The 20,897-nt window shown below is 47.9% G+C and carries 19 protein-coding genes; 3 read left to right on the top strand and 16 right to left on the bottom strand.

Annotated features, from left to right (window positions below; all coding sequences use genetic code 11):
- From atpH to EFB08_RS18425, 6 genes are all read right to left on the bottom strand, one after another.
- Positions 1-558 (bottom strand): ATP synthase F1 subunit delta, encoded by a 558-nt coding sequence (gene atpH / locus EFB08_RS18400; protein ID WP_123128429.1) that lies wholly within the window; start codon positions 556-558, stop codon positions 1-3.
- 70 nt (positions 559-628) lie between these two features.
- Positions 629-1,126, bottom strand: coding sequence for a F0F1 ATP synthase subunit B (locus tag EFB08_RS18405; RefSeq protein ID WP_123128430.1), 498 nt, complete (start codon positions 1,124-1,126; stop codon positions 629-631).
- 114 nt (positions 1,127-1,240) lie between these two features.
- Entirely contained in the window at positions 1,241-1,495 is a 255-nt protein-coding gene (gene atpE, locus EFB08_RS18410) for an ATP synthase F0 subunit C (protein ID WP_123128431.1), read from the bottom strand.
- Between the two features lie 38 nt (positions 1,496-1,533).
- Positions 1,534-2,610 (bottom strand): F0F1 ATP synthase subunit A, encoded by a 1,077-nt coding sequence (gene atpB / locus EFB08_RS18415; protein ID WP_123128432.1) that lies wholly within the window; start codon positions 2,608-2,610, stop codon positions 1,534-1,536.
- A 44-nt stretch (positions 2,611-2,654) separates the two neighbouring features.
- A complete protein-coding gene (locus EFB08_RS18420; protein WP_227006405.1) occupies positions 2,655-3,020 on the bottom strand; it encodes a hypothetical protein in 366 nt (121 codons plus the stop codon).
- A gap of 24 nt (positions 3,021-3,044) precedes the next feature.
- Positions 3,045-3,281 carry an AtpZ/AtpI family protein gene (locus EFB08_RS18425; protein ID WP_123128434.1) on the bottom strand — a complete coding sequence of 79 codons (237 nt, stop codon included), beginning with the start codon at positions 3,279-3,281 and terminating at the stop codon, positions 3,045-3,047.
- Positions 3,282-3,604: 323 nt separating this feature from the next.
- Between EFB08_RS18425 and porW the strand changes: the two genes are divergently transcribed.
- From porW to uvrC, 3 genes are read left to right on the top strand one after another with little or no spacing between them, the layout of a single operon-like run.
- Positions 3,605-6,193, top strand: coding sequence for a type IX secretion system periplasmic lipoprotein PorW/SprE (porW, locus tag EFB08_RS18430; protein ID WP_449418355.1), 2,589 nt, complete (start codon positions 3,605-3,607; stop codon positions 6,191-6,193).
- Position 6,194: 1 nt separating this feature from the next.
- The gene (locus EFB08_RS18435; protein WP_123128436.1) at positions 6,195-8,495 is read left to right on the top strand and encodes a penicillin-binding protein 1A; all 2,301 of its coding nucleotides are present in this window, start codon (positions 6,195-6,197) and stop codon (positions 8,493-8,495) included.
- Positions 8,496-8,515: 20 nt separating this feature from the next.
- Positions 8,516-10,318, top strand: coding sequence for an excinuclease ABC subunit UvrC (gene uvrC, locus EFB08_RS18440; RefSeq protein ID WP_123128437.1), 1,803 nt, complete (start codon positions 8,516-8,518; stop codon positions 10,316-10,318).
- Between the two features lie 313 nt (positions 10,319-10,631).
- On the opposite strand, the gene porN is transcribed toward uvrC, so the two are convergent.
- From porN to lipB, 10 genes are all read right to left on the bottom strand, one after another.
- The gene (gene porN, locus EFB08_RS18445; RefSeq protein ID WP_227006406.1) at positions 10,632-11,672 is read right to left on the bottom strand and encodes a type IX secretion system ring subunit PorN/GldN; all 1,041 of its coding nucleotides are present in this window, start codon (positions 11,670-11,672) and stop codon (positions 10,632-10,634) included.
- 17 nt (positions 11,673-11,689) lie between these two features.
- On the bottom strand, positions 11,690-13,279 hold the full coding sequence (porM, locus tag EFB08_RS18450; RefSeq protein ID WP_123128439.1) for a type IX secretion system motor protein PorM/GldM: 1,590 nt from the start codon (positions 13,277-13,279) through the stop codon (positions 11,690-11,692).
- Between the two features lie 59 nt (positions 13,280-13,338).
- The gene (porL, locus tag EFB08_RS18455) at positions 13,339-14,136 is read right to left on the bottom strand and encodes a type IX secretion system motor protein PorL/GldL (protein ID WP_123128440.1); all 798 of its coding nucleotides are present in this window, start codon (positions 14,134-14,136) and stop codon (positions 13,339-13,341) included.
- A 75-nt stretch (positions 14,137-14,211) separates the two neighbouring features.
- The gene (gene porK, locus EFB08_RS18460) at positions 14,212-15,234 is read right to left on the bottom strand and encodes a T9SS ring complex lipoprotein PorK/GldK (RefSeq protein ID WP_123128441.1); all 1,023 of its coding nucleotides are present in this window, start codon (positions 15,232-15,234) and stop codon (positions 14,212-14,214) included.
- A gap of 199 nt (positions 15,235-15,433) precedes the next feature.
- Positions 15,434-16,402 carry a PorP/SprF family type IX secretion system membrane protein gene (locus EFB08_RS18465; RefSeq protein ID WP_123128442.1) on the bottom strand — a complete coding sequence of 323 codons (969 nt, stop codon included), beginning with the start codon at positions 16,400-16,402 and terminating at the stop codon, positions 15,434-15,436.
- A gap of 141 nt (positions 16,403-16,543) precedes the next feature.
- Complete coding sequence (locus EFB08_RS18470) at positions 16,544-17,335, bottom strand: uroporphyrinogen-III synthase (protein ID WP_123128443.1); 792 nt, start codon at positions 17,333-17,335, stop codon at positions 16,544-16,546.
- 65 nt (positions 17,336-17,400) lie between these two features.
- Positions 17,401-18,528, bottom strand: coding sequence for a DUF4271 domain-containing protein (locus EFB08_RS18475; RefSeq protein WP_123128444.1), 1,128 nt, complete (start codon positions 18,526-18,528; stop codon positions 17,401-17,403).
- A 3-nt stretch (positions 18,529-18,531) separates the two neighbouring features.
- Positions 18,532-19,569 carry an MraY family glycosyltransferase gene (locus EFB08_RS18480; protein ID WP_227006407.1) on the bottom strand — a complete coding sequence of 346 codons (1,038 nt, stop codon included), beginning with the start codon at positions 19,567-19,569 and terminating at the stop codon, positions 18,532-18,534.
- Positions 19,570-19,646: 77 nt separating this feature from the next.
- Positions 19,647-20,051, bottom strand: a complete 405-nt coding sequence (locus EFB08_RS18485) for a hypothetical protein (protein WP_123128445.1) — start codon at positions 20,049-20,051, stop codon at positions 19,647-19,649.
- Complete coding sequence (lipB, locus tag EFB08_RS18490) at positions 20,035-20,769, bottom strand: lipoyl(octanoyl) transferase LipB (RefSeq protein WP_123128446.1); 735 nt, start codon at positions 20,767-20,769, stop codon at positions 20,035-20,037. The genes EFB08_RS18485 and lipB overlap by 17 nt, the downstream gene beginning before the upstream one ends.
- Positions 20,770-20,897 lie beyond the last annotated feature (128 nt).

Consider the following 20,897-nt stretch of genomic DNA (forward strand, 5'->3'; position numbering starts at 1 on the left):
TTATAGTTTAGTAATGTATGGATTTTCTTTAAAATTGTTTTTCAATTTCTGCACGTTGGTTCTCACCGTGTTATCAATCTGCTGATCACCAATGCGCAGCACGTACCCGCCTATAACGGCTGGGTTTACCACTTCTTGCAGCTCTACCTTCATGCCGGTACGTTCCACTACCATTTGCTGGAAAGTAGCCCGAAGCTCTGGGGTAAGCGGCACGGCTGTGGTCACCGTTGCTTTCTGGATTCCGCTGATTAGGTTGTATTGTTTTACAAACTCAGTAGCCACTGACTCCAAAATGGCCTCACGGTTCTTTTGGGTGATAATCCGGAAAAAGGCCATAGTCAACTCGGTCATGCTTCCTCCAAATACAGAGTTAATGATGGCGAGTTTCTTATCATGCTTTATAATCGGGTTGCGCAGCACCAGGCTCAGGTCACGGCTTCCGTTCAGGGTCTTGGTGAAGGAAAGCATATCTGCATATACTTTCTCCAGGGAACCCTGCTCTTGGGACAGCTCTAGAAGAGACTTGGCGTACCGCGAGGCAACTCTTTCGTCTGACATTTTTTTCTCTTGCGTGGTTTAAAACGATTCGCTTCCTTTTCCGGGGCGGGAAGCCGCTCGCCGTGCGTTCTTAGCTAAGGTGCGTATCTTGCAGGTAGCTCTGTACCAAAGCGCGTTGCGCCTGCTCGTCTTGCAACTCACGTCTGATCAGTTTCTCCGCAATCTCAATAGACAAGGTAGCGGCCAGGTTTTTCACCTCAGTCAAAGCTGCTTTCTTTTCGTTCTGGATAGACACACGGGCTTGCTCAATCATGCGCTGGCCTTCTTCATTGGCTTTGGCGCGGGCACCTTCCACCAGGCTGGTAGCTGCATCAGTGGCATCTTTCAAAATACGGTCACGCTCAGCACGGGCTTCGGTTAAAAGACGCTCGTTGTCTGCTTTCAGGGACTGCATCTCCAGTTTGGCTTTCTCGGCCATGCTCAGAGCAGCATCAATATTGTCTTCGCGCTCGCGAAGGGCCTTCATGATAGGCTTCCAGGCAAACTTAGATAACAGGAAAAGGACCACCAAAAAGGTGACCACTTGCCAGAAAAGTAATCCGAGACTAGGGGTTACTAATGGATTCATCTTGTAGGATTAATTAACGAATGGTACTGTTTTTTCAACGTCTATATTCTACCGGCTCTTTATCTCCTCGGCCCGTCCAGACCAATCGTCAGGACGGGCGAGAAGATATTTCATCTACTCGATGAAAGAAATCAGAAGGCAAACTACCACACCGAAGAGGGCAACACCTTCAATAAGAGCAGAAGCGATAATCATCGCAGTCTGGATCTGTCCACCAGCCTCTGGTTGTCTGGCAATAGATTCCATGGCAGAGCCACCGATTCTACCGATACCCAAACCGGCACCAAGAGCCACTAAACCAGCGCCGATACCGGCACCCATGATCGCGTAGCCTGAGCCAAGAGACAATGCAAGCAATAATCCTAACATAGTAGTATATATATATAGTTAAAAAAAAGGAATTCAGATTAGTGGGATGCTTTCACAGCGTGTGGGGCATCGCCAAAGCCCATGTCATCATGATGATCGTGCTCTTCTACCGCGCCGCCAAAGTACATGGCAGAAAGCAGCGTGAAGATGTACGCTTGCAAAAGGGCCACAAACAACTCCAGGAAGTTCATGAAGGTAGCAAATGCCACACTCAACGGCCCGATGGCGATACTTTGGAAAATAAAGATCAAGCTAAACAAGCTAAGGATGATGATGTGACCCGCAGTGATGTTAGCAAAAAGTCGGATCATCAAGGAGAAAGGCTTGGTGAAGATACCAATCAACTCTACAGGAATCATGATTGGCGCCAACCACTTAGGAACACCAGGCGTGGCAAAAATGTGCCCCCAGTATGATTTATTTCCGTTGAACACCGTCAAAAGAAGCGTGATTACCGCCAGAACCAAAGTAACGGCAATATTACCGGTTAAGTTAGCACCACCTGGCATCAGGCCTAGCAGGTTGTTAAACCAGATAAAGAAGAACACGGTCAGCAAATACGGCATGAAGCGCTGGTATTTAGGACCGATGTTCGTTTTGGCGATATCATCCCGGATAAAGATAATGATCGGCTCAAAGAAGGATTGAAGACCTCTTGGCGCACGACCACGGTTCTTCTTGTATGCCGCAGCAATGGAGAAGAACACCAAAAACAACAAAGCCACGCTCACAAACATGGAAGCCACGTTCTTGGTGATAGAGAAATCTAAAGGACCAACATGCTCTTCCTCGCCTTCGGCATTCACCTGGGTGCGCGGATGCCCTTCCTCGTTAGCATAGTAAATATGCCCGTGCTCATTCACATAGCCGTTGTAGGGCTGAAGTTCATGATGCTCATTGTAGAAATTAGAGGAAGAGAAGATATCAAGACCTTTTTCCCCATAAAGTATAACCGGCAAAGGCAACGACACCCCATGAGCAAACTCCCAAACATAGTCATCACCGATGTGGTGCATGATCATATCTCCGGGTCTGAATTTACCTTCCTCGGGGGATTCTGCCGCCTGGGCTGAAAAAGTAAGTACAGTGAGCAGGAAAACGAATATCTTCTTCATTAAGAGCTAATTAAAAGCAATGGTTTTTATGTAAGCGCATTGCCCTATGCATGCTTTTTTGAATTTTGGCGCAAGTTACTCAACAAAGCGTAGATTTCAAATCCGGCATAAATAAAATAAAGGGCGAAAAAGTTTAAGACAAATTGCACCAGCTGCTCTGCATGGAAATATCTATATACAAAAACTGCTATTATAGAGAAGACCATCCGCACTCCCATAGAGGCGAAATAGTAAGCATGCAGGTTCTCTGAGTCATGCTTCAACCCCAGGTATGCTATGTAATGGGCAAAACCCGTCAGAAACACAAAGAAGCCCAGCATGTACCAGATATAGAAATGAATCAATCGGGCGCCGGTAAACAGCTGAAGTACGGTCACCAGAAGCACGAGCAATCCGGTGAGCAAAAGCATGCCTCTGAAAAAACTCAAAAGATCTTAGTTCTTACGGGTAAGTGACACAATAACAGAATACATGCAGGCAAAGACAGCCACCACCAAAAGTCCTAACGTCCACCAGGGGGTATCGTTCTGGAAATGGGCATCTAGTTTTCGTCCGCCCACCGCAGCCAGCCCCATGACCACAATCATCTGAAAGGCCAGGCCTGAATACTTCAGGTACGGCTTCAGGGCCGGTTTTTCCTTGGGCTCAGAAGAAGGCTGGTTTGGTTCCATACGTGTTTGCTCCTGTTTCTACAAAGGTAATCATCCCTGGTTCTCCGGGGCAGAAAAGATTTTTCCTGTTTTGGGCCTCGTTTAGGAAAAACAAGCCTAAAAAGACCTGGTTCGCACAAAATCGCCCTTCTTAATTCATCACCCAGCTTGCCTTTCCCGTACTATCGGAACAGAGCTAAAAAAATGTAAATTTGCTTTTAGCCGGGCAAGGAAAACCTAAGGGCCTACGTATAGGTACGTTTCTGGCTCGTTTTGGCTTAAACAGATATAAAATAAAAAAGACTCTGCGCAGTTCTACTAGTATTCCAACATTTGACGCAACGTTGAAGCTGACTCGTTTTCTTCTATTCTTTCTTCTGCTGGCAACCCTCTCCGGTTGTTCTTCTGATAAGCCTTTGGGCAAACTTTACCGAAACATCAATGCCCGCTTCAACGGGTATTTCCTGGCGCGCCAAAAGTTAGAGGCGGTAGAGGCCCGCATTGCAGCGGCCACGGTGAATGATTATAACCGCGTGCTGGATATTCTACCGGCTCCAGACACCGCCCTGCTGAGAACCCTGGCCCCCGACCTGGACGAGGTCATCAAGCGGGCTTCCTTTCCAATTGCCCGTCATCCAAAATCACGGTGGATAGATGATTGCTACGTGCTCATTGGCAAGGCCCGCTATTACCAGGGCGAAGACGCCGAAGCCCTTAAGACGTTTCGGTTTGTCCAGACCACCAGCCCAGACCGTAATGCCCGCCATGAAGCCCTGATTTGGATGATGCGCCTTTCGCTTCGGCAGAAAGACTACGATAACGTGATCTCTATCTCAGAGCAGTTCCGGAAGGAGCGCATGAACGAAGACAATGGCCGTGAGTTGCTCTTGACCCGGGCCCAACTGGCCAGCATTCAGAATAACCTGCCTCTAGTGATAGAGAACCTGGAGCAAGCCATTCCTTTCGCCCATAAAAGAGACCAGGAATCCCGGCTTCGGTTTATCCTGGGTCAGCTGTACCAAGCCACCGATCAGGACACCAAAGCCTACGAGCAGTTCACAAAGGTGATCAAGAAACGACCACCCTATGAACTGGGCTTCTACGCTAACCTTGGCTTGGCCCAAGTAACCGAATTGAAAGACGTCACCGATAAGGAAAAGGTGAAAACCTTTCTGCACAAGTTAGCCGATGACGACAAAAACAAGGAATACACCGATAAGATCTACTATGACCTGGCCAAGCTGGAACTTCGGGAGAAAAAATACCCTGAGGCCTTGAAGTTGCTGAGTCAGTCCACGGCGACCTCTACCACCAACAAAGTGCAGAAAGCGTACTCCTACCTCTTAGCCGGGCAAATCTATTACGAGAACATGCAGCAATACCGCCTGGCCCAGGCGTACTATGACAGCACCCTGCAACTCTTACCGCCCACTACCCTGGGGTACGAAGAACTCGCAGACAGACGCACTGTGCTCACCGCTTTTACGCAACAATTGGAGATCATCCGGACCGAGGATAGCCTACAGGCCTTAGGACAGCTAAGTGCTACCGAACGGGCTCAACGGGTGGCCGAGCAAATAGCCCGGGAGCGGGAGGCAGAAAACTCTGCGAACCAAGTTGCTGCGAACAATGCCAATGGCGCCAGACCTACCCAGCAAACAGCAACCCTGCCCATTGGCGGGACCGGAACCGCGGGCAGCACTTGGTATTTTGACAACCCCGCCGCTATAGCCAGCGCCCGAAACGACTTTTTGCGCTCCTGGGGCGACCGTCCGTTGCAGGATAACTGGCGCCGGACTACGGCCATTGCTGGTTCTACCGGCCTTACCGCTGGCCCGGTGACGAGTACTACCGTAGACAGCACCGCCCTTGCCGCCGCCGCCCAACAGAAACAGGAAGCCTACCTAGCCGCTATTCCGGTTACCCCAGAGAAACGACAGGCTTCTGCCAAAAAGGCGGAGGAAGCGTTGTTCACCCTGGCTAATATTTACCAGCAGCGGTTACGGGAGCCCGAGAGAGCAACCCAGACCTTCCAGAAACTATTGGAGCGTTTCCCTAACACTTCTCACGCTTCTGAGGCCTACTACAGTTTGTACGTGATGGCCCAGGGCCTTCAGCAGCAAGACAAAGCCGCTGAGTACGCCAAAGTGCTCAAAGACAAGTTCCCAAACTCTAAGTACAGCAAACTCATTGACCAACCAGATTTCCTGCGCACCTATTCGGCTGAGAACATGGCGGCGCATGCCCTGTATGATTCTGCCTATGTGCTGTATGAACAAGAAAAGTACCCAGAGGCTTTGGCCGTTTTAGCCTCCCTTTCGCAAAAGTACCCTCAAAACGATGTCCAGGACCAAAGTGCTTTCCTGCAGGCCTTGGTGACCGGCCGTACCCAGCCGGCAGCCACCTTCAGAAATGCCATGGAGAAATTCATTATCCAGTATCCTGAGAGTCCGCTTTTACCTAAGGCCCGTGATTTTATGAACCTGTACCTGCGCTATGAGACCGGAGAGTTGGCCAAAGCCCCTGATGTAGGCAGCACTCCTGTGCCCCGCAAAGAGGAAACACCCAGGTACAAAGCAGAAAGAAGCCTGCCACATAATTTCGTGATCGTGCATACCGGCGACAGCTTGGCCTTGAAACAGCTCGTGGCGGCATACGGCACCTATAATGCCCGCTTTCACCCCAAAAAGCAGTTGAAACTGGAAACCATCGCCTTCAACGACACCACCAATCTGCTCGTCATTGGGGCTCTACCCGATTTTAAAGCCGCCCAACAGTACACCAAACTTCAGACGGCACGCAATTCACCATTAGCCAATTTAAAAGGCTCGAAATTTGCTACCTTTGTCATTACTGAATCAAACCTGGCTGTTCTTGAAATGCTGGGAAACATTGAGCAGTATGTAGCATTCTTTGAAAAAAATTACCAATAGCATGTCGTCAACGCCTGTTAAGAAGTACCGGAAAGTTATTTCGGCACTATGGCTGCTTTTTGCCGGAGGATTCGTGTTCTTCCTGCTATACGTTTTTGCCGTTAGCATCAACTTCCTGAATCTGTTCGGCGACCTGCCCGACCTGAAAACCCTGGAGAACCCCAAAAGCGAACTAGCCTCGGAAGTCTATTCTGAAGACGGCAAGCTTCTAGGCAAGTACTTCCGGGAGAACCGCTCTCCTGTCACCTTTGAGCAATTGCCAAAGACCTTGGTAGACGCACTGGTAGCCACTGAGGATATCCGGTTTGAGGAGCACTCGGGCATTGACTTCAAAGGCACCCTGGCCGTACCTTATTATAAACTGACCGGCAAACAGGACCGTGGCTCCAGTACGCTCACCCAGCAGCTGGCTCGTAACCTTTTCCGGACCCGTGATGACCTTAACAACGGTTTGCTCAGCGATGTGCCTGGCTTGCGCATGCTCATCATCAAGACTAAGGAATGGATCATGTCCGTTAAACTGGAGCGCTCTTATACTAAGAAAGAGATCATGCTCATGTACCTGAACACGGTGGATTTCGGGAGCAACGCCTACGGCATTAAGGTTGCGGCCAAGACGTTTTTCAACAAAGATCCGCAGCAACTCACCCTGGAAGAAGGCGCCACCTTAGTGGGCGTTTTGAAAGGCCCGTCTTTCTATAGCCCGGTTTTACGCCCAGAACGTTCCTTGAGTCGGCGCAACACTGTGCTGGACCAGATGCGCAAGTACCAATACATTGATGAACCTACCTACCAAACAGCCAGTGCCAAGCCTATCAAACTGGACTTCAACGTAGAGAACCAGAACAAAGGCCTGGCCCCTTACTTCCGCACGGAAATTGGTAAATCACTGGCGCAGTGGTGCCGTGACAATGGCTATGACCTGTACTCCGATGGATTGAAGATCTATACTACCATTGACTCGCGCATGCAGAAGCACGCCGAAGCGGCTTTGGAGCAGCACATGAAGGTGATGCAGAAAGAGTTCTTCCAGCAATGGAAAGGCCGTAACCCCTGGATTGACGAAAACGGCCGCGAAATAAAAGGCTTTTTGGCTACTCAGATGAAGCGCACTGCCCGGTACAAGAGCCTGGTGGAGCAATACGGCAGCAACGAAGATTCCATCAACTACCACCTCAACCACAAAATACCAATGCGTATTTTCACCTGGCAAGGGGAGAAAGATGTAGTCATGAGCCCGATGGACTCTTTACGCCACTACAAGCATTACCTGCAGGCCGGATTTATGGCCATGGACCCGCTCAACGGGAAAGTGAAAGCTTGGGTAGGAGGTACCAACTTCAAATATTTTAAATATGACCACGTAAAGCAGGGGGCACGTCAGCCGGGTTCTACCTTCAAGCCGTTTGTGTACACCACCGCCATTGAGTCTGGCTACTCGCCCTGCTACACCGTTACAGATGCTCCGGTGACCATTATCAACCCAGACGGAAAGCCCTGGACACCTAAAAACAGCGATGGCAAATACACAGGCCGCAGATATACCCTGCGCGAAGCTTTAGCGCTTTCGGTGAATACCATCACCACCTACCTGATGAAGAAACTGGGCCCTGAAAGCGTGGTAGCCACGGCCAAACGATTGGGTATTACCACCCCACTGGATCCTGTGCCTTCCTTGGCTCTGGGGTCAAGCGATGTAACGTTGTATGACATGGTAGGAGCCTACGGAACCTTCGTGAACAAAGGAACCTGGACTCAGCCCCAATACCTCGTCCGGATTGAGGACAAGAACGGGAACGTATTGCATGAATATGTCCCTAAAACCGTAGAGGCCCTCAGTGAAGAAACTGCTTACCTGATGGTGCATATGCTGCAAGGCTCCGCCGATACTCGCGGTGGCACGGCGTACTACGGCTTACGTCACCGTTATGGCCTGAAAAACGAAATCGGGGCAAAAACCGGGACTACCTCTAACTACTCAGATGCCTGGTTTATGGGGATTACCCCAGATCTGGCAGCCGGTGTGTGGGTAGGAGGCGAAGACCGCAGTATTCACTTCCGGAGCGCTGCCTATGGCCAGGGAAATAAACTCGCCATGCCTATTTATGCGCTGTTCATGCAGAAGGTGTACGCAGACAAATCACTGAGTGTCTCCAAAGCCGCTTTCCCGAAACCTTCGCAGCCATTATCCACGAATATCAATTGTGGACGCACCGACTTTGTACCTACCGTGACTGATTCCGTAAAACAAGAGCAAACCCTTACCCTGCCCCAAAAAGTAGAAGAAGAGGAAACGTTCTAAGGAAGAAGATTAAGAAGACTGTGGAGGAATCATTAAAAGAGCAACTGAAGCATTTGCCCCATCGGCCAGGCATCTACAAATACTATGATGACAAAGGCATCATCTATGTGGGCAAGGCTATTGATATCCGCAAGCGGGTTAGTTCTTATTTTAACCGATCCACGCAGCACAATAAGAAAACCCTCAAGCTGATCTCACAGATCAAGCGGATTGAATTTACCATTGTAGACAGTGAGGCCGATGCTTTTTTGCTGGAGAACAACCTTATCAAGCAGCATCAGCCTAAATACAATATTCTGCTCAAAGACGGAAAGTCATATCCTTTCCTTTGCATCACCAATGAACGGTTTCCGCGGGTTCTGAGTACCCGTAACAAACTGAACGATGGTTCTAGGTACTTTGGGCCTTATCCCAGCGGGACCAGCATGTACGTGATACTGGAACTGATCAGGACGTTGTACCCGCTGCGTACCTGTAGCTATAACCTTAGCCCCGCTAACATTGAAGCCGGCAAGTTCAAGGTCTGCCTGGAGTACCACATCGGTAACTGCAAAGGGCCCTGCGAAGGCCTATATGATGAAACGCAGTACAACGAACATATCCAGCAGATCCGGAATATTCTCTCCGGAAACCTGACGGTAGCCAAAAACTACTTCAAGGAGGCCATGTCCGCCGCTGCCGCTGATTACCAGTACGAGTTAGCGCATCAGTACAAACAGAAACTAGATCTGCTGGATGATTTCCAGGCCAAGTCTACCGTGGTGAGCCATACCCTCACCAACATCGATGTCTTCACCATCACTTCTAATGAGAAGTGTGCCTTCATTAACTATCTCAAGGTCATGAACGGCTCCATCATTGGCACCCAATCCCTGGAACTGCAGAAGAAACTGGAAGAAACCGACCAGGACATTCTGGCTTCTATGATCATGCAGTTGCGGTCAGATTTTGAAAGCACTTCCAAAGAGATCCTGGTGAACATAGATGATTTGGTCCTTCCCTTGGAAGGTGTCACGGTGAACGTCCCACAGATTGGTGACAAACGGAAACTCCTGAACCTTTCCATGAAGAATGCTTTGTACCTGCGGAAGGAAAAGGAAAGCATGCAGGACAAATCAAAAGACAGCAACGAGGTTCGTATCATGGAAACCATGAAACGTGACCTGCGCCTCACAGAGCTTCCCAAACATATTGAGTGCTTCGATAACTCCAACTTTCAGGGCGATAACCCTGTGGCGTCCATGGTGTGTTTCCGGAATGCGAAACCGTCTAAAAAGGATTACCGGCACTTTCACATCAAAACGGTGGTGGGTCCAGACGATTTTGCCTCTATGTACGAAGTAGTGACCCGCCGGTACCGTAGGCTGATTGATGAAGGAACTTCTTTACCCCAACTAATTATCATTGATGGGGGCAAAGGCCAACTAGGCATGGCCGTGAAGGCATTAAAAGACTTGGGAATTTACGGGCAAGTGGCCATTGTGAGTATCGCCAAACGCTTAGAGGAAATTTTCTACCCAGGAGACTCGCTCCCGCTTTACATAGACAAGAAATCTGAAACCCTGAAACTGATCCAACGCCTGCGCAACGAGGCGCACCGGTTCGGGATCACCTTTCACCGCTCCCTCCGCGATGCCGGTACCTTGCAAACCGAGCTAACCAAGGTCAAAGGGTTAGGCCCGGCCACTGCCGAAAAATTGCTGAGTAAGTTCAAGTCGGTAAAGAAAATCGCCGAGCTGTCACAACAGGAACTGGAGAGTGAGGTTGGCAAAAGCAAAGCCCGCCTGTTAGTAGAGTACTTCGAACAAACCCAGAAGAAGTAAGCTGTTTCGGGGCTGTTTTCAGGAAAACAGCCCCGAAAGACGTGGGTTTTACCTTCCGCTTTAGTGGCAATTTTACCTTTAAAATTCTAAGAACCGTTTTAGGCTACATTCACCAAAATGTGCTTTAAATGGCTATTGCCCTCCTTTGATGTTTATTAAATCCTAAGGGCAATCCCTTGTAGGAGCCATTTGACGTTTCCCTGTTAGGGTAACTACAAGGGATTGCCCCTACATTTTCTGATATTATCTGTTAAACAGAAGGCATAAAAAAAGGAGACCGTTTCGGGCCTCCTTTTTTAATTTATGCTTGAAACTAGTAGCTCCAAAGGCTGTACTCAAACTCAATGAGTTCTTCCATGGCCTGCTGGGCAGCTAATAAGCCTTTTTTCCCAGCTCCGAATCTTTCCTCTAACCGAGCATCGTTTACGTTAGATACTTTGGTAATGTAGGAGCTGAACAGCCACAGGTCAAAGGCATCTGCCAGGTTCTTGTGCTGTGCATCATTCTGTTCGTTGAACCAGAGTGCTTCATCTGGATGCGCCTTGAATACCTTCACCAAGTCACTGTATTTGAAAGAAGCGATAGGCTTCTCAAAGCCGAGGCTGTTGTATTTGGCTGGCATCACCAACGTGATCGCCTGAATATCATGGTACAGTCTTGAACGCTTTTTATCGAATACCACATCTTCCTTGATCTCTAACTTGTAAAGTTCGTTAGGAAGAAGCTCGTTACCGGTGGTTACAGCTACCGCCGGAGCAGCGGTTTTGGTAGTAGTTTTCGCTTTTGCAGCTGGTTTCTTTGGAGCAGGTGTTCCCCATCCATCGTCTTCAGTGGCTGCAGATGGAGCATCAAAGCCCGCTGCCTTCTCAGCTTCAGTTAAACCTCCACCTGTTTCAGCGGGAGTCATATTACCAAAGAACTCCTGGGCCGCGATAGGCGTGTTCAAAGTATCGGAACGGTAAGCTTGCAGCTCACCTCTTTTTACCGCTTCAGTGATCAGCTTGGTGATTTGCTTTCCATTAGAAAACATTGGTTGGTTTTGCTTTTCGCGTAAATCAACCGCTCTCCAAACCGTTTTCTTGAACATCACATCAGATGCTGGAATTGGTCTGGCAGAAGCTGGAGCAGCCAAAGAACTATCCATTCTTGCCTGCATCATCTCTGCTTGCTTTTGCGTTTCCTGCTGGCGAGCCAATTCTTCCTGACGTGCTTTCTCAGCGGCAGCAGCGGCGGCAGCGTTTTGCTGTGCTTTCTGCGCAGAAGTAGTTGACTTCTTAGTAGTACGCTTTTGCGCCATACTAACAACCGGCATGCTAAGCAAACCCGCTAAACCCAACACAATTAACTTCTTCATGGTACTATAATTAACTACTAGTTAAGCTGAAACGTGATACTTGAGTTATCAGAAGGAACAACTTCCTGCTGATCACGATAGTTCATTCTGCGGATCTCTTTTACGTCGATGGCAATTCTATCACCCGGACGGGCTTGCGCAGCCAAGTTACCCAAACTTACAGATGGTCCATTTCCTTGAACTGAACCTACCGGACGGCTTCCGCGCACCAGGTAAACGGTGTATTCGGTTACTCTATAGCGGGCATCTTTTGGTAATTGATTCTTGAAGCTTTCATCAGGAATAGCTTGTACGGTTAAGGTACGAGGTCCTGGAGCTGGCATCCCTTTTACTACGTCTACTGGGCGGCCGTTAGCAGAAGCAACTACACGTGGTCTTGGTACCAATTTCACAGTGAAGTCTTGTGACCCGATGGCGTTTCCGCCGCTGCTCACGTTCAGTTTCACTTGTCTTGAAGTAGGGATGATGGTTAGGAAGCCTTTTTTAGCCCCTTTCACCACAGTTGCCCCTGAAGCAGAGAATGAAGGATCATATACTGCGCCTAAAGCTGGCACCTGTACACTCAGTTCATTTCCGCAGTTAAAGTACAGTGAGTTAATTGAAGCCGACTGAATCTGCATTACGGGTTTAGCAACTACATAGTCCTGGGTTACAGTGAACGTAGTATCGCGGCCGCTAGCCTGGCGAAAACGTACTTGACCTCTCCATTGTTTCTTCGCGTTACCTTCGGCATCATAGTTACCGGCAGTAGCAGTGAATTCAATTTTACCTTTCCCACCTTGTACTGGAATAGATCTTCCGTCAACAGACATGGTTGGCGTTACCGCATCAGAGGAAGCAGCCAGGAACATTTCTGCTTTGTATTTAGTACCAGCTGCTACGGTTTTAGACTCTGCACTGGCCATGGCAAAGATGTTCTCAAATTTGATGATGTCTGCTCCTACTTGCTGGGCAAGTTTAGATAGGGTTTCTGCTTCGTATTTCAGAATCTCAGATTCTTTTTGTGCTAATGTAGCCAAAGCAGCTACCATTGGGGTTTCTTCAAAGTTCAACTGCGCAAAGTTCTTTTTACGCTGGTCTTTGTTTTGCGAAACGCGTGGGTCTTCGGTACCGTTCATGGCAAGCTTGGCAGGAACTCCTGGATTGTATTGGCGCAAGAAAGCTGCATAGGTGTTCAGCTGTTGCTCTAATTCATATCCTTTTCCTTTTTTCAAACCACCTAACATTACCTCGTTTACCACTTCGTTGGCTTCTGGGTTAATGTAGTTTCCCTCGGCATCTTTACCGCCGGTTTCTTTCTCCAATTGGTCACGCAGGCCACGGATGTAAGCCACCATCTCAGCGGTTTTTGCGCTTACCTGTTGGGCTTGTTCTACCACCCGTTTGTCCTTTTCAGTGCTAGCACCTTCTTCTACTGCCGCCTGAATGCCTTTTACTGCTCCCTTGTTGTCGTTCACCGTTTTACGGTTCACTTCCATCAGGCTAGCATCAATAAATTGGAATTTTAAAAGTATCGCAGAGCTTACGTTCAATGCCAGTAGCGCAGTCAAAACGAGATACATCATCCCGATCATCTTTTGCCGTGGCGTCTCTTTTCCTCCAGCCATAGTATCCTGTAGTGTTTACCTTTTATTTAATCTTATAATTTATAGAGGAATGGCAGAGATTATCCTCTCATGGCATTTAGCATGTTGCCATACACGTTGTTCAAAGAATGCAGGTTCTTGGTTAGGTTAGTAACCTCATCTTTGAATTGCTCAGTTTCACGGCTAGCCTGAGTAAGGTTCTCCATAGCGTTAGTGATGCTACCGTAGAACTTGTTGATAGATTTCAGGTGGTTATTAGCATCCTGAAGCTCCATTTCGTACACCGCGTTCAATGCACCCAGGTTTTTGGTCACTTGTTGTACCTGAGCATGGTAAGCCTGAGTATCGGCAGTAGCAGTAGCCATCTGTGACACAACCTGCAGGGTTGTACCGTAAGCCTCATTGATTTTGTCTAATGAACCGGTAGCAGTTCTTACGCGGGCTGCGTATTCTTTTGTAGCTACGGTTGCATCAGTAAGATCAGAGATCTGAGAAGTGGTTTCGCTCAAACGATTCAAACCTTGGCCTAAAGAGCTGATAGTAGCAGGCGTTACGTTTGCGTCACGTAACATTTTGTCTAAGTCACCGGTGATAGACGGACCAGCAGCAGCAGTTTGTACAGTTGGAAGCGGACCATCATAGTCATCGCGCAACTGTGGATAAACGCGCTCCCACTCTGGCTCGTGTGGTGGGTTTGGCTGAAATGCACTCAAGAAGAAAATAATGGCTTCGGTACCCAATCCAACAATTAGCATTTCATTGGCTCCATCTAAGTGGAGAATCTTGAATAACGCTCCAACAATAACTACTGCAGCACCAATACCATAAATTTTTGGCATCACCTTATCGTAGAAGAAGTTGCCTCTTGCTTTGCTCATTTTTGACAGAATTAAGATGTAAGTATTTTGGTTTAGGAATTAATTAATAAAGGCTTTTTAAGTACCGTCTCAGGATTATCTTCCTAAGTCAAAGTCAGATGAACGGCCAATGTAGATCATGGCACTACGGAAGCCAATGAAAGAACGGGCAGAGTCTTGGTATTCAAAGTTACGAACACCGGTCTCCAGGAAGTGTGCGATGTCTTTCCATGAACCACCACGTACAATCTTACGGGGTTCATTGTCATCGTAGTAAGTTGGGTTCAAGTCCCATACTACTGGTACAGTAGCCTCAGAGTAAGCATCTTCGCACCACTCTGCCACGTTACCAGACATATCATATAAACCGAAATCGTTAGGATAATATTGTCCAACTGGGGCAGTATATGTAAAACCATCGCTGTAGTAATCGCCACGACCTGGTTTGAAGTTGGCTAGCATACAGCCTTTGGCGTTACGCAAGTAAGGGCCACCCCAAGGATAGGTTGCCAGGTCACGTCCACCACGGGCAGCATATTCCCACTCAGCTTCTGATGGCAAACGGAAGCTTGGCATTGGAGCCATTCCGCTTTCCACGTTATAATTGTTTTTGTGCTTTGTTCTCCAGTTGTTGAAGTACTTGGCAGCAAACCAATCTACCCCTACTACCGGGAAGTCATCAAATGCCGGGTGAGAGAAGTAATACTCCATCAATGGGTCACCCATATGGTAGGTAAAGTCTTTCACCCATACCGTGGTATCTGGATACAACTGAGTCATTACAAACTCCTCGCCAAGAATGTCCAAGGAATCCTGGCGGATGGCATCCACGAACTGGCGGTACTCATTGTTGGTGATCTCGGTTTCATCCATGTAGAAACCACCAATGGTAACCTGCTTGTTCATGTTAGACATGCTGGCCGCTATGTCCTGATCTGTCTGCCCCATATGAAAAGTACCACCTGGGCACGCAACCATTCCGTATGGAATCTCTTGCGGATTGAATTCCGGGCGATCTTCAGCCCCTATCACATCACCCTGTGAATCTCTACCCATACCACAACCTGCCATCAAGACTACGCTCAGAGCAATGGCAGAAAACTGTAAAAACTTAATCATATTCTTGGACTTGAAAAAAGTAGCGTTTCCGCTAAGCAGTTATAATTTTTAAGATAGCAACTATATGTCCTTATTTAAAAAACAAAACTAGTGTTTTTTCTTGAAGATCAATATGCTAACGAGGCAAAGAAAATAATATTTTATTCCGTCAACAATTCCCTCATCGTTAGCGATATGCCTATTACTTAAAAGTAAGTATTTAAAAGAAGTACCGGGGGGTTCTAATAGGAGGCTTTGTATTATTCTTAGGCTTGGGAAATCTGTACCCTACCATCACCTCATGGGAAGTGGCACTCTTTGCATCTGTACCTACGGCGGTATAGTCAAAAGCGTATCCAAAGCTCAGTGCATTGTCTTTTAAAAGATAAACACCCAATAATCCTGTGATTGCTTCCCCGAACCGATATCCGGCGCCGCCCCAGAATTTATCATTGAAAGTTGCTCTTGCCCCCGCCTCTAAAGAGGTGACGCCAGCATGCATGTCCCGTTTGAGCAAGGCTGTAGGTGTAACGTCTATATCTGAGGAAAGTTCCAATTCATACCCTCCTGTCACCATGAGGTGCTTCTCACCTGTCACTGTCCCAAAATTTCCGTCCCGCTCCTGGTTTTCAAACTGATAGCTTGCTCCTAAAAGATTGGTGATACCTGCTCCGGCGTACCAGTTCGTGTGCTGAAACCACAAACCGGCCCCCATGTCAAACTTTCGGTCAGAACTGTTAAAGGGCACCCGCACATCGCCTTGTTCGTTTGCGCGGTATCCGCCTTTGCTCATGTTGGTTAATCCACCCTGAACACCTATCCCCAGGGTACCACCGCCCACAGACAGGTGATAAGAATAGGCTAATTGGGCATTGAAAATATCTACGGCCCCAATTTCATCTTTCATCACCACCAAACCAATGCCGCTTTTTAAAGAGGTGATAGGGGCTGAAACAGTAAATAATGCCGTTTTGGGCGACCCTCCTGCATCAAACGTGCCATCATAACCCAGCCACTGGTACCTGTAAAGCACATTCAACTCCGTCTGCCCTTTTACCCCTGCATATCCTGGGCTTATAAATTGGCCGTTAAACCCATAATGGCTGAACTGTGGTAATTGCTGCGCCTGACCCAAGAAAGGAAAGAGGAGCCCCAGGATAAAAATCAGAAAACCAGATTTGTGCTTCATGTACAGCAGTAAAATACCCTTGTGTTCTAAAAGAGTCGGTTGGCAAAAGCTAGCAAATTATGTATTAACTACCAAAAGTTAACGTTAATTTTCAAGCCTTAGCCATGCTACGCACAAATCAAGCAAAAGTAAACGTGCTTTTTACTTTTTCTTAGAATGTTGTTGTATATAAACCTCAATAGCCCCCGTCATGGAAGGCGCGTTGGGCATGGGAGCCTCAATATCCAGTTCCAATCCGGCATCACGTACTGCCTGCGCAGTAGTTGGCCCGAAGGCTGCAATGCGGGTACCATCCTGTATGAAATCGGGGAAATTCACGAACAGGGAGTGTACACCTGAAGGACTGAAGAAAGCGATACAATCATACTTTACTTCGGCCAAATCAGATAAATCTGAAGCTACGGTCTTGTACATGGTTGCCTCAGTAAAGGTAAAGCCATTTGCCCGCATGAACTCAGGGATATCTTCCTTTCTGATGTTAGAGCAAGGGTATAAGAACTTCTCGGTCTTATGTTTCTTGAGCACATCAAAAAGGTCAGAAGCAGTTTTACCCCCAATAAATAACTTCCGTTTCCGGAGAACGATGTATTTCTGCAGGTAGTATGCCGTTTGATCAGAAATACAGAAATACTTCATCTCAGCAGGTACTTCAATCTTGCCTTCTGAACAGATCCTAAAGAAGTGGTCTACCGCATTACGGCTGGTAAAAATTACAGCAGTATGATCCAATATAGAGACTTTATCTTTCCTGAAATCTTTGTAAGAAACAGGCTCAATCTCAATAAAGGCTCTAAAGTCCACTTTGATGCCGTATTTATCAGCAATGCTTAAATACGGAGAGTTATCATTTGCCGGCTTTGGCTGTGTGACCAGAATACTAGAAATTTTCTTTGAATGTCTATCAGCACCCAGCTCTTCTTTACCGTCAGCCATATTTAGAAGGTAGTTTAACAACTTATAATCTAAAGTCCTTAATAATTCCAGTTTTTACCCAGACTCTACACAAACACAATTAATTTGAGCAAAATCATCAGTGGAATCACTTCTGTGGCGCAAAGGTAGGAAAATAAATGTAGATTTTTGAGGGAATATTTTTTACTAACCGTATAGAAAGTCCTGATTACGGTAAAGACTAGGAGGGCCGTAATACTCACATTGGCAATCCAGTAGACCAGTTGGGGAGTAGAAGACCAGAACCCTAAATACAGAAGCAAAACAAAGGGCAGGAACAACCCCATTCCCAGCAGAGTGCGCAGGAATTCCCGGTACTGCGAAAGCACCATTTCTCCCACCCCGAAGATAAACCCCATCAGCCGGAGGAACAGGTACTTAAACAGCACAAACAGGAAGATCATAAGCGCATAGAGGAGGATTTTGGAGATAAGATCGGCCTGCGTGGCGGTGAATAACTGGTTCAATAAGGCCAGATCTTCCAGGTTGGTGTGGATAGCCACTATGAGTAAGGCAAAGGAGAGCGCAAAAGCCAGCACAAACAGAATACTGGACCAATTACCCACCGGCTTGGCCAGCAACCCTTCTTCTAAGGTAGAAAGCTTGGTAAAACTGCTCCACCTGAAGATACTCACGAAGTCTGTATAGAAGGTCATCCGGAGGGCTCCGTATATCAAACCTACCACTACCATGAAAAAAATCAGGGCACTGCGGTGGGTATCGGGCTGCTTAGGAAGAGGCCGGTAAACAGCCGAAGGCCGGGAACTCAAAGAAGGAAGTTGCTCCTGCGGAACCTTGAAAGAAGGGTAATCAGGCTGTTGGTCAGGGTGCCATACTGTGAGCAGGTACTTCCTGCCCGGCTTCAGGTAGGGCGATAAATCTACCGTGTAGCGGGCTGTAGAATCTGCTACAAACACCAGACGGTTATCCAGAAAGAGGCAAAGCTCTTGGCGGGCGGCAAACTCAATGCGGAGATTCGTGAACTTGTCTACGCTCACCCATTGGTATAAGGCCTGATGTTCATCGTGGAACTCGGGCAGATAAGGGACCAGTTTGTTCTGCGGCGCCTGGTAAATGAGCCAGTCAGAAGACAGTAAAGGTTTCAGGTTCTCCGGTTGCCCAAGGGCAATCCCGCACCAAAACCAAAGCCCAATGAAAGCCCCCCAGAAACGCATAGATTAGGTACTGCTGGATGCAGTTTTTGTAGAGTATTGCCCCAGCACCAAACTTAGAACCAAAGAGAAACCAATCATGCAAAGCAACAGAACAAGGTTCCCCCAATGCGAGAAGTTGAAGACAAATAGAATCACCAGGATGTTCAAAAGCGCCAGGATCAGCACTGTAGCCACCTGGCTGAAGCCCATGGCTAGCACGCGGTGGTGAATGTGGTTTTTATCGGGGGCAAAGGGAGACACCCCTTTCAATACCCGAATCAAGGAAACCCTGATGGTATCAAACAAGGGCACAAAGAGAATACCAAAGGCCACCATTGGCGAGGAAGGAACCGCCCGCATCTCAATGAACTGGATAGCCATCACTGAAACCACGAAACCGCAGAGCAGGGAACCTGTATCACCCATGAAAATCCTTGCCTTGTAGAAGTTATACCGCAGAAAGCCCAGCAACCCCCCGATGAGGCAAACCGCTACTCCTGCATAGTTAGAATATGACTCAATATGCGCGTACCAGAAGAAGAACCCAAAGGTAGAAACCACAATGGTCACAATGGTTCCGGCCAAGCCATCTAAGCCATCAATGAGGTTAATGGCGTTGGTGATGCCCACAATGGTAAAGAAGGTAAAACCATAACTCAGGCCATCGGGTAACTCATGGATATTGAAAATGCCCTGAAAGCTCGTTATCCTGATATCAGCGATGAACATAACCACCCCGGTGGCCAGTACCTGCATGAAGAACTTCTTGAAGGCTGAGATAGAAACCAGATCGTCTTTCAAGCCCCCGAAGAAGAGGATGATACATCCGGCAAGCACCTGCTGCACTCCATTAGACAAGTCCCCGAAGATGGTTAGGGCAGACATGAAACCCGCAAATACCCCTAATCCTCCTAAGCGCGGGGTAAGGGAAACGTGCACCGTGCGCTTGTTGGGTTGATCCAGAATGTTCTTTAAGTGCGCCACATACACAATGGAAGGGATGGCGAACAACGTGATAAAGAAAGACCAGCTAAAAGAAAGAAGGTAGGTAAAAAATTTCATGCCATAAGTAAGGTAAAGACTTCGTTCTGAGGAATCTTCAAGCGCAACGCCCCAGCAGTGATTTCCTGCGGATTAAGTCAGGAATGGAGAACCCCTTCTTTCTCCAGGAGAGGAATAGATGTAAGATTTTCTTCGGTGATGCTGCCCGGCACAAAGACGAACCGTTTGTCATGCATGTTGCGCCCTACGTAATAACTCACCCAGAACTCATTAGTGATATGGAACAGGGCCGGATCAATAGGCTCTACCTGCAATGCCGTTTTAGGGCCCATTTGGTCAAACATGTGCCGAAGCACCGAAGTCTTCACTTCCTGCCCCTCGTGCTCCCCGTAACCTTTAGAGGAGATGAGCACATTCTCCAGATAGAAGTCGTTCTGGTTGATGAAATACACATTCCATTCTTCCTGCCCAAAATCATTCAACTCCCGGGCAATAGCTACCGCCACACCCTCTACCTGATGAAATTCAATGTCTTTCTTCATACTGATGCGCCAGCATTCTGGCTTCAAATAATCTTTCCAGCTGCCGCAACAGCTTTTCTTCCACTTCCTCTACAGGCACTGCCTGCCCTACTTCTTTCTCCAGCGACGTCACGGCTTTGTCTGAGATGCCGCAGGGCACAATGTTCCCGAAATACGACAGGTCTGTGTTCACATTGAGAGCCAAGCCGTGCATGGTCACCCAACGGCTGCATTTCACCCCCATGGCACAGATTTTTCTGGGGTTCCGTTGCTCTTCATAATCAAGCCAGACACCGGTCAGTCCAGCGATTCTTCCGGCTTTGATACCATACTCGGCCAACGTCTGAATAACTGCTTCCTCTAACAGGCGCAGGTACTGGTGAATGTCGGTAAAGAAATTCTCCAGATCCAGAATAGGATAGGCCACCAATTGCCCGGGCCCATGGTACGTAATATCGCCGCCCCGGTTTATCTTGTAAAATGAAGCCTGTTTTTCAACCAATCCTTGCTCGTCTAAAAGCAAGTGCGCCTCATGGCCGCTTTTCCCCAAGGTATACACATGCGGATGCTGGCAAAACAGCAGATAATTGGTGGTAGCCAGTTTCTCGCCCTCGGGCAAACCCCTGTTCTGCGTCTTTATATCCACAATTCCTTTCAGAAGCTGCTCCTGATAGTCCCAGGCCTGCTGGTAATCTACCAGGCCCATTTTCTCAAAAACGATGTCTTTGTTCTGCTCCATTGGTTTTGCGGGCCTTCTGTTCGCTATCAATAATAATACTTTGCCTTGCCGCACAGCCTCCGTCTTGTCCTATACAGAATCCTACTCTGCACGTATAGAAGGCGTTGCACCTGGAAAACTGTGCAAAT

The sequence above is a fragment of the Rufibacter latericius genome (assembly GCF_003721515.1).
GTDB classification, from domain to species: Bacteria; Bacteroidota; Bacteroidia; order Cytophagales; family Hymenobacteraceae; genus Nibribacter; species Nibribacter latericius.

Excerpts from the sequence above, each read along its gene's own strand:
- atpH (WP_123128429.1), bottom strand. The coding sequence starts at position 558 with ATGTCAGACGAAAGAGTTGCCTCGCGGTACGCCAAGTCTCTTCTAGAG.
- EFB08_RS18405 (WP_123128430.1), bottom strand. The coding sequence starts at position 1,126 with ATGAATCCATTAGTAACCCCTAGTCTCGGATTACTTTTCTGGCAAGTG.
- atpE (WP_123128431.1), bottom strand. The coding sequence starts at position 1,495 with ATGTTAGGATTATTGCTTGCATTGTCTCTTGGCTCAGGCTACGCGATC.
- atpB (WP_123128432.1), bottom strand. The coding sequence starts at position 2,610 with ATGAAGAAGATATTCGTTTTCCTGCTCACTGTACTTACTTTTTCAGCC.
- EFB08_RS18420 (WP_227006405.1), bottom strand. The coding sequence starts at position 3,020 with ATGCTTTTGCTCACCGGATTGCTCGTGCTTCTGGTGACCGTACTTCAG.
- EFB08_RS18425 (WP_123128434.1), bottom strand. The coding sequence starts at position 3,281 with ATGGAACCAAACCAGCCTTCTTCTGAGCCCAAGGAAAAACCGGCCCTG.
- EFB08_RS18435 (WP_123128436.1), top strand. The coding sequence starts at position 6,195 with ATGTCGTCAACGCCTGTTAAGAAGTACCGGAAAGTTATTTCGGCACTA.
- porN (WP_227006406.1), bottom strand. The coding sequence starts at position 11,672 with ATGAAGAAGTTAATTGTGTTGGGTTTAGCGGGTTTGCTTAGCATGCCG.
- porM (WP_123128439.1), bottom strand. The coding sequence starts at position 13,279 with ATGGCTGGAGGAAAAGAGACGCCACGGCAAAAGATGATCGGGATGATG.
- porL (WP_123128440.1), bottom strand. The coding sequence starts at position 14,136 with ATGAGCAAAGCAAGAGGCAACTTCTTCTACGATAAGGTGATGCCAAAA.
- porK (WP_123128441.1), bottom strand. The coding sequence starts at position 15,234 with ATGATTAAGTTTTTACAGTTTTCTGCCATTGCTCTGAGCGTAGTCTTG.
- EFB08_RS18465 (WP_123128442.1), bottom strand. The coding sequence starts at position 16,402 with ATGAAGCACAAATCTGGTTTTCTGATTTTTATCCTGGGGCTCCTCTTT.
- EFB08_RS18470 (WP_123128443.1), bottom strand. The coding sequence starts at position 17,335 with ATGGCTGACGGTAAAGAAGAGCTGGGTGCTGATAGACATTCAAAGAAA.
- EFB08_RS18475 (WP_123128444.1), bottom strand. The coding sequence starts at position 18,528 with ATGCGTTTCTGGGGGGCTTTCATTGGGCTTTGGTTTTGGTGCGGGATT.
- EFB08_RS18480 (WP_227006407.1), bottom strand. The coding sequence starts at position 19,569 with ATGAAATTTTTTACCTACCTTCTTTCTTTTAGCTGGTCTTTCTTTATC.
- EFB08_RS18485 (WP_123128445.1), bottom strand. The coding sequence starts at position 20,051 with ATGAAGAAAGACATTGAATTTCATCAGGTAGAGGGTGTGGCGGTAGCT.
- lipB (WP_123128446.1), bottom strand. The coding sequence starts at position 20,769 with ATGGAGCAGAACAAAGACATCGTTTTTGAGAAAATGGGCCTGGTAGAT.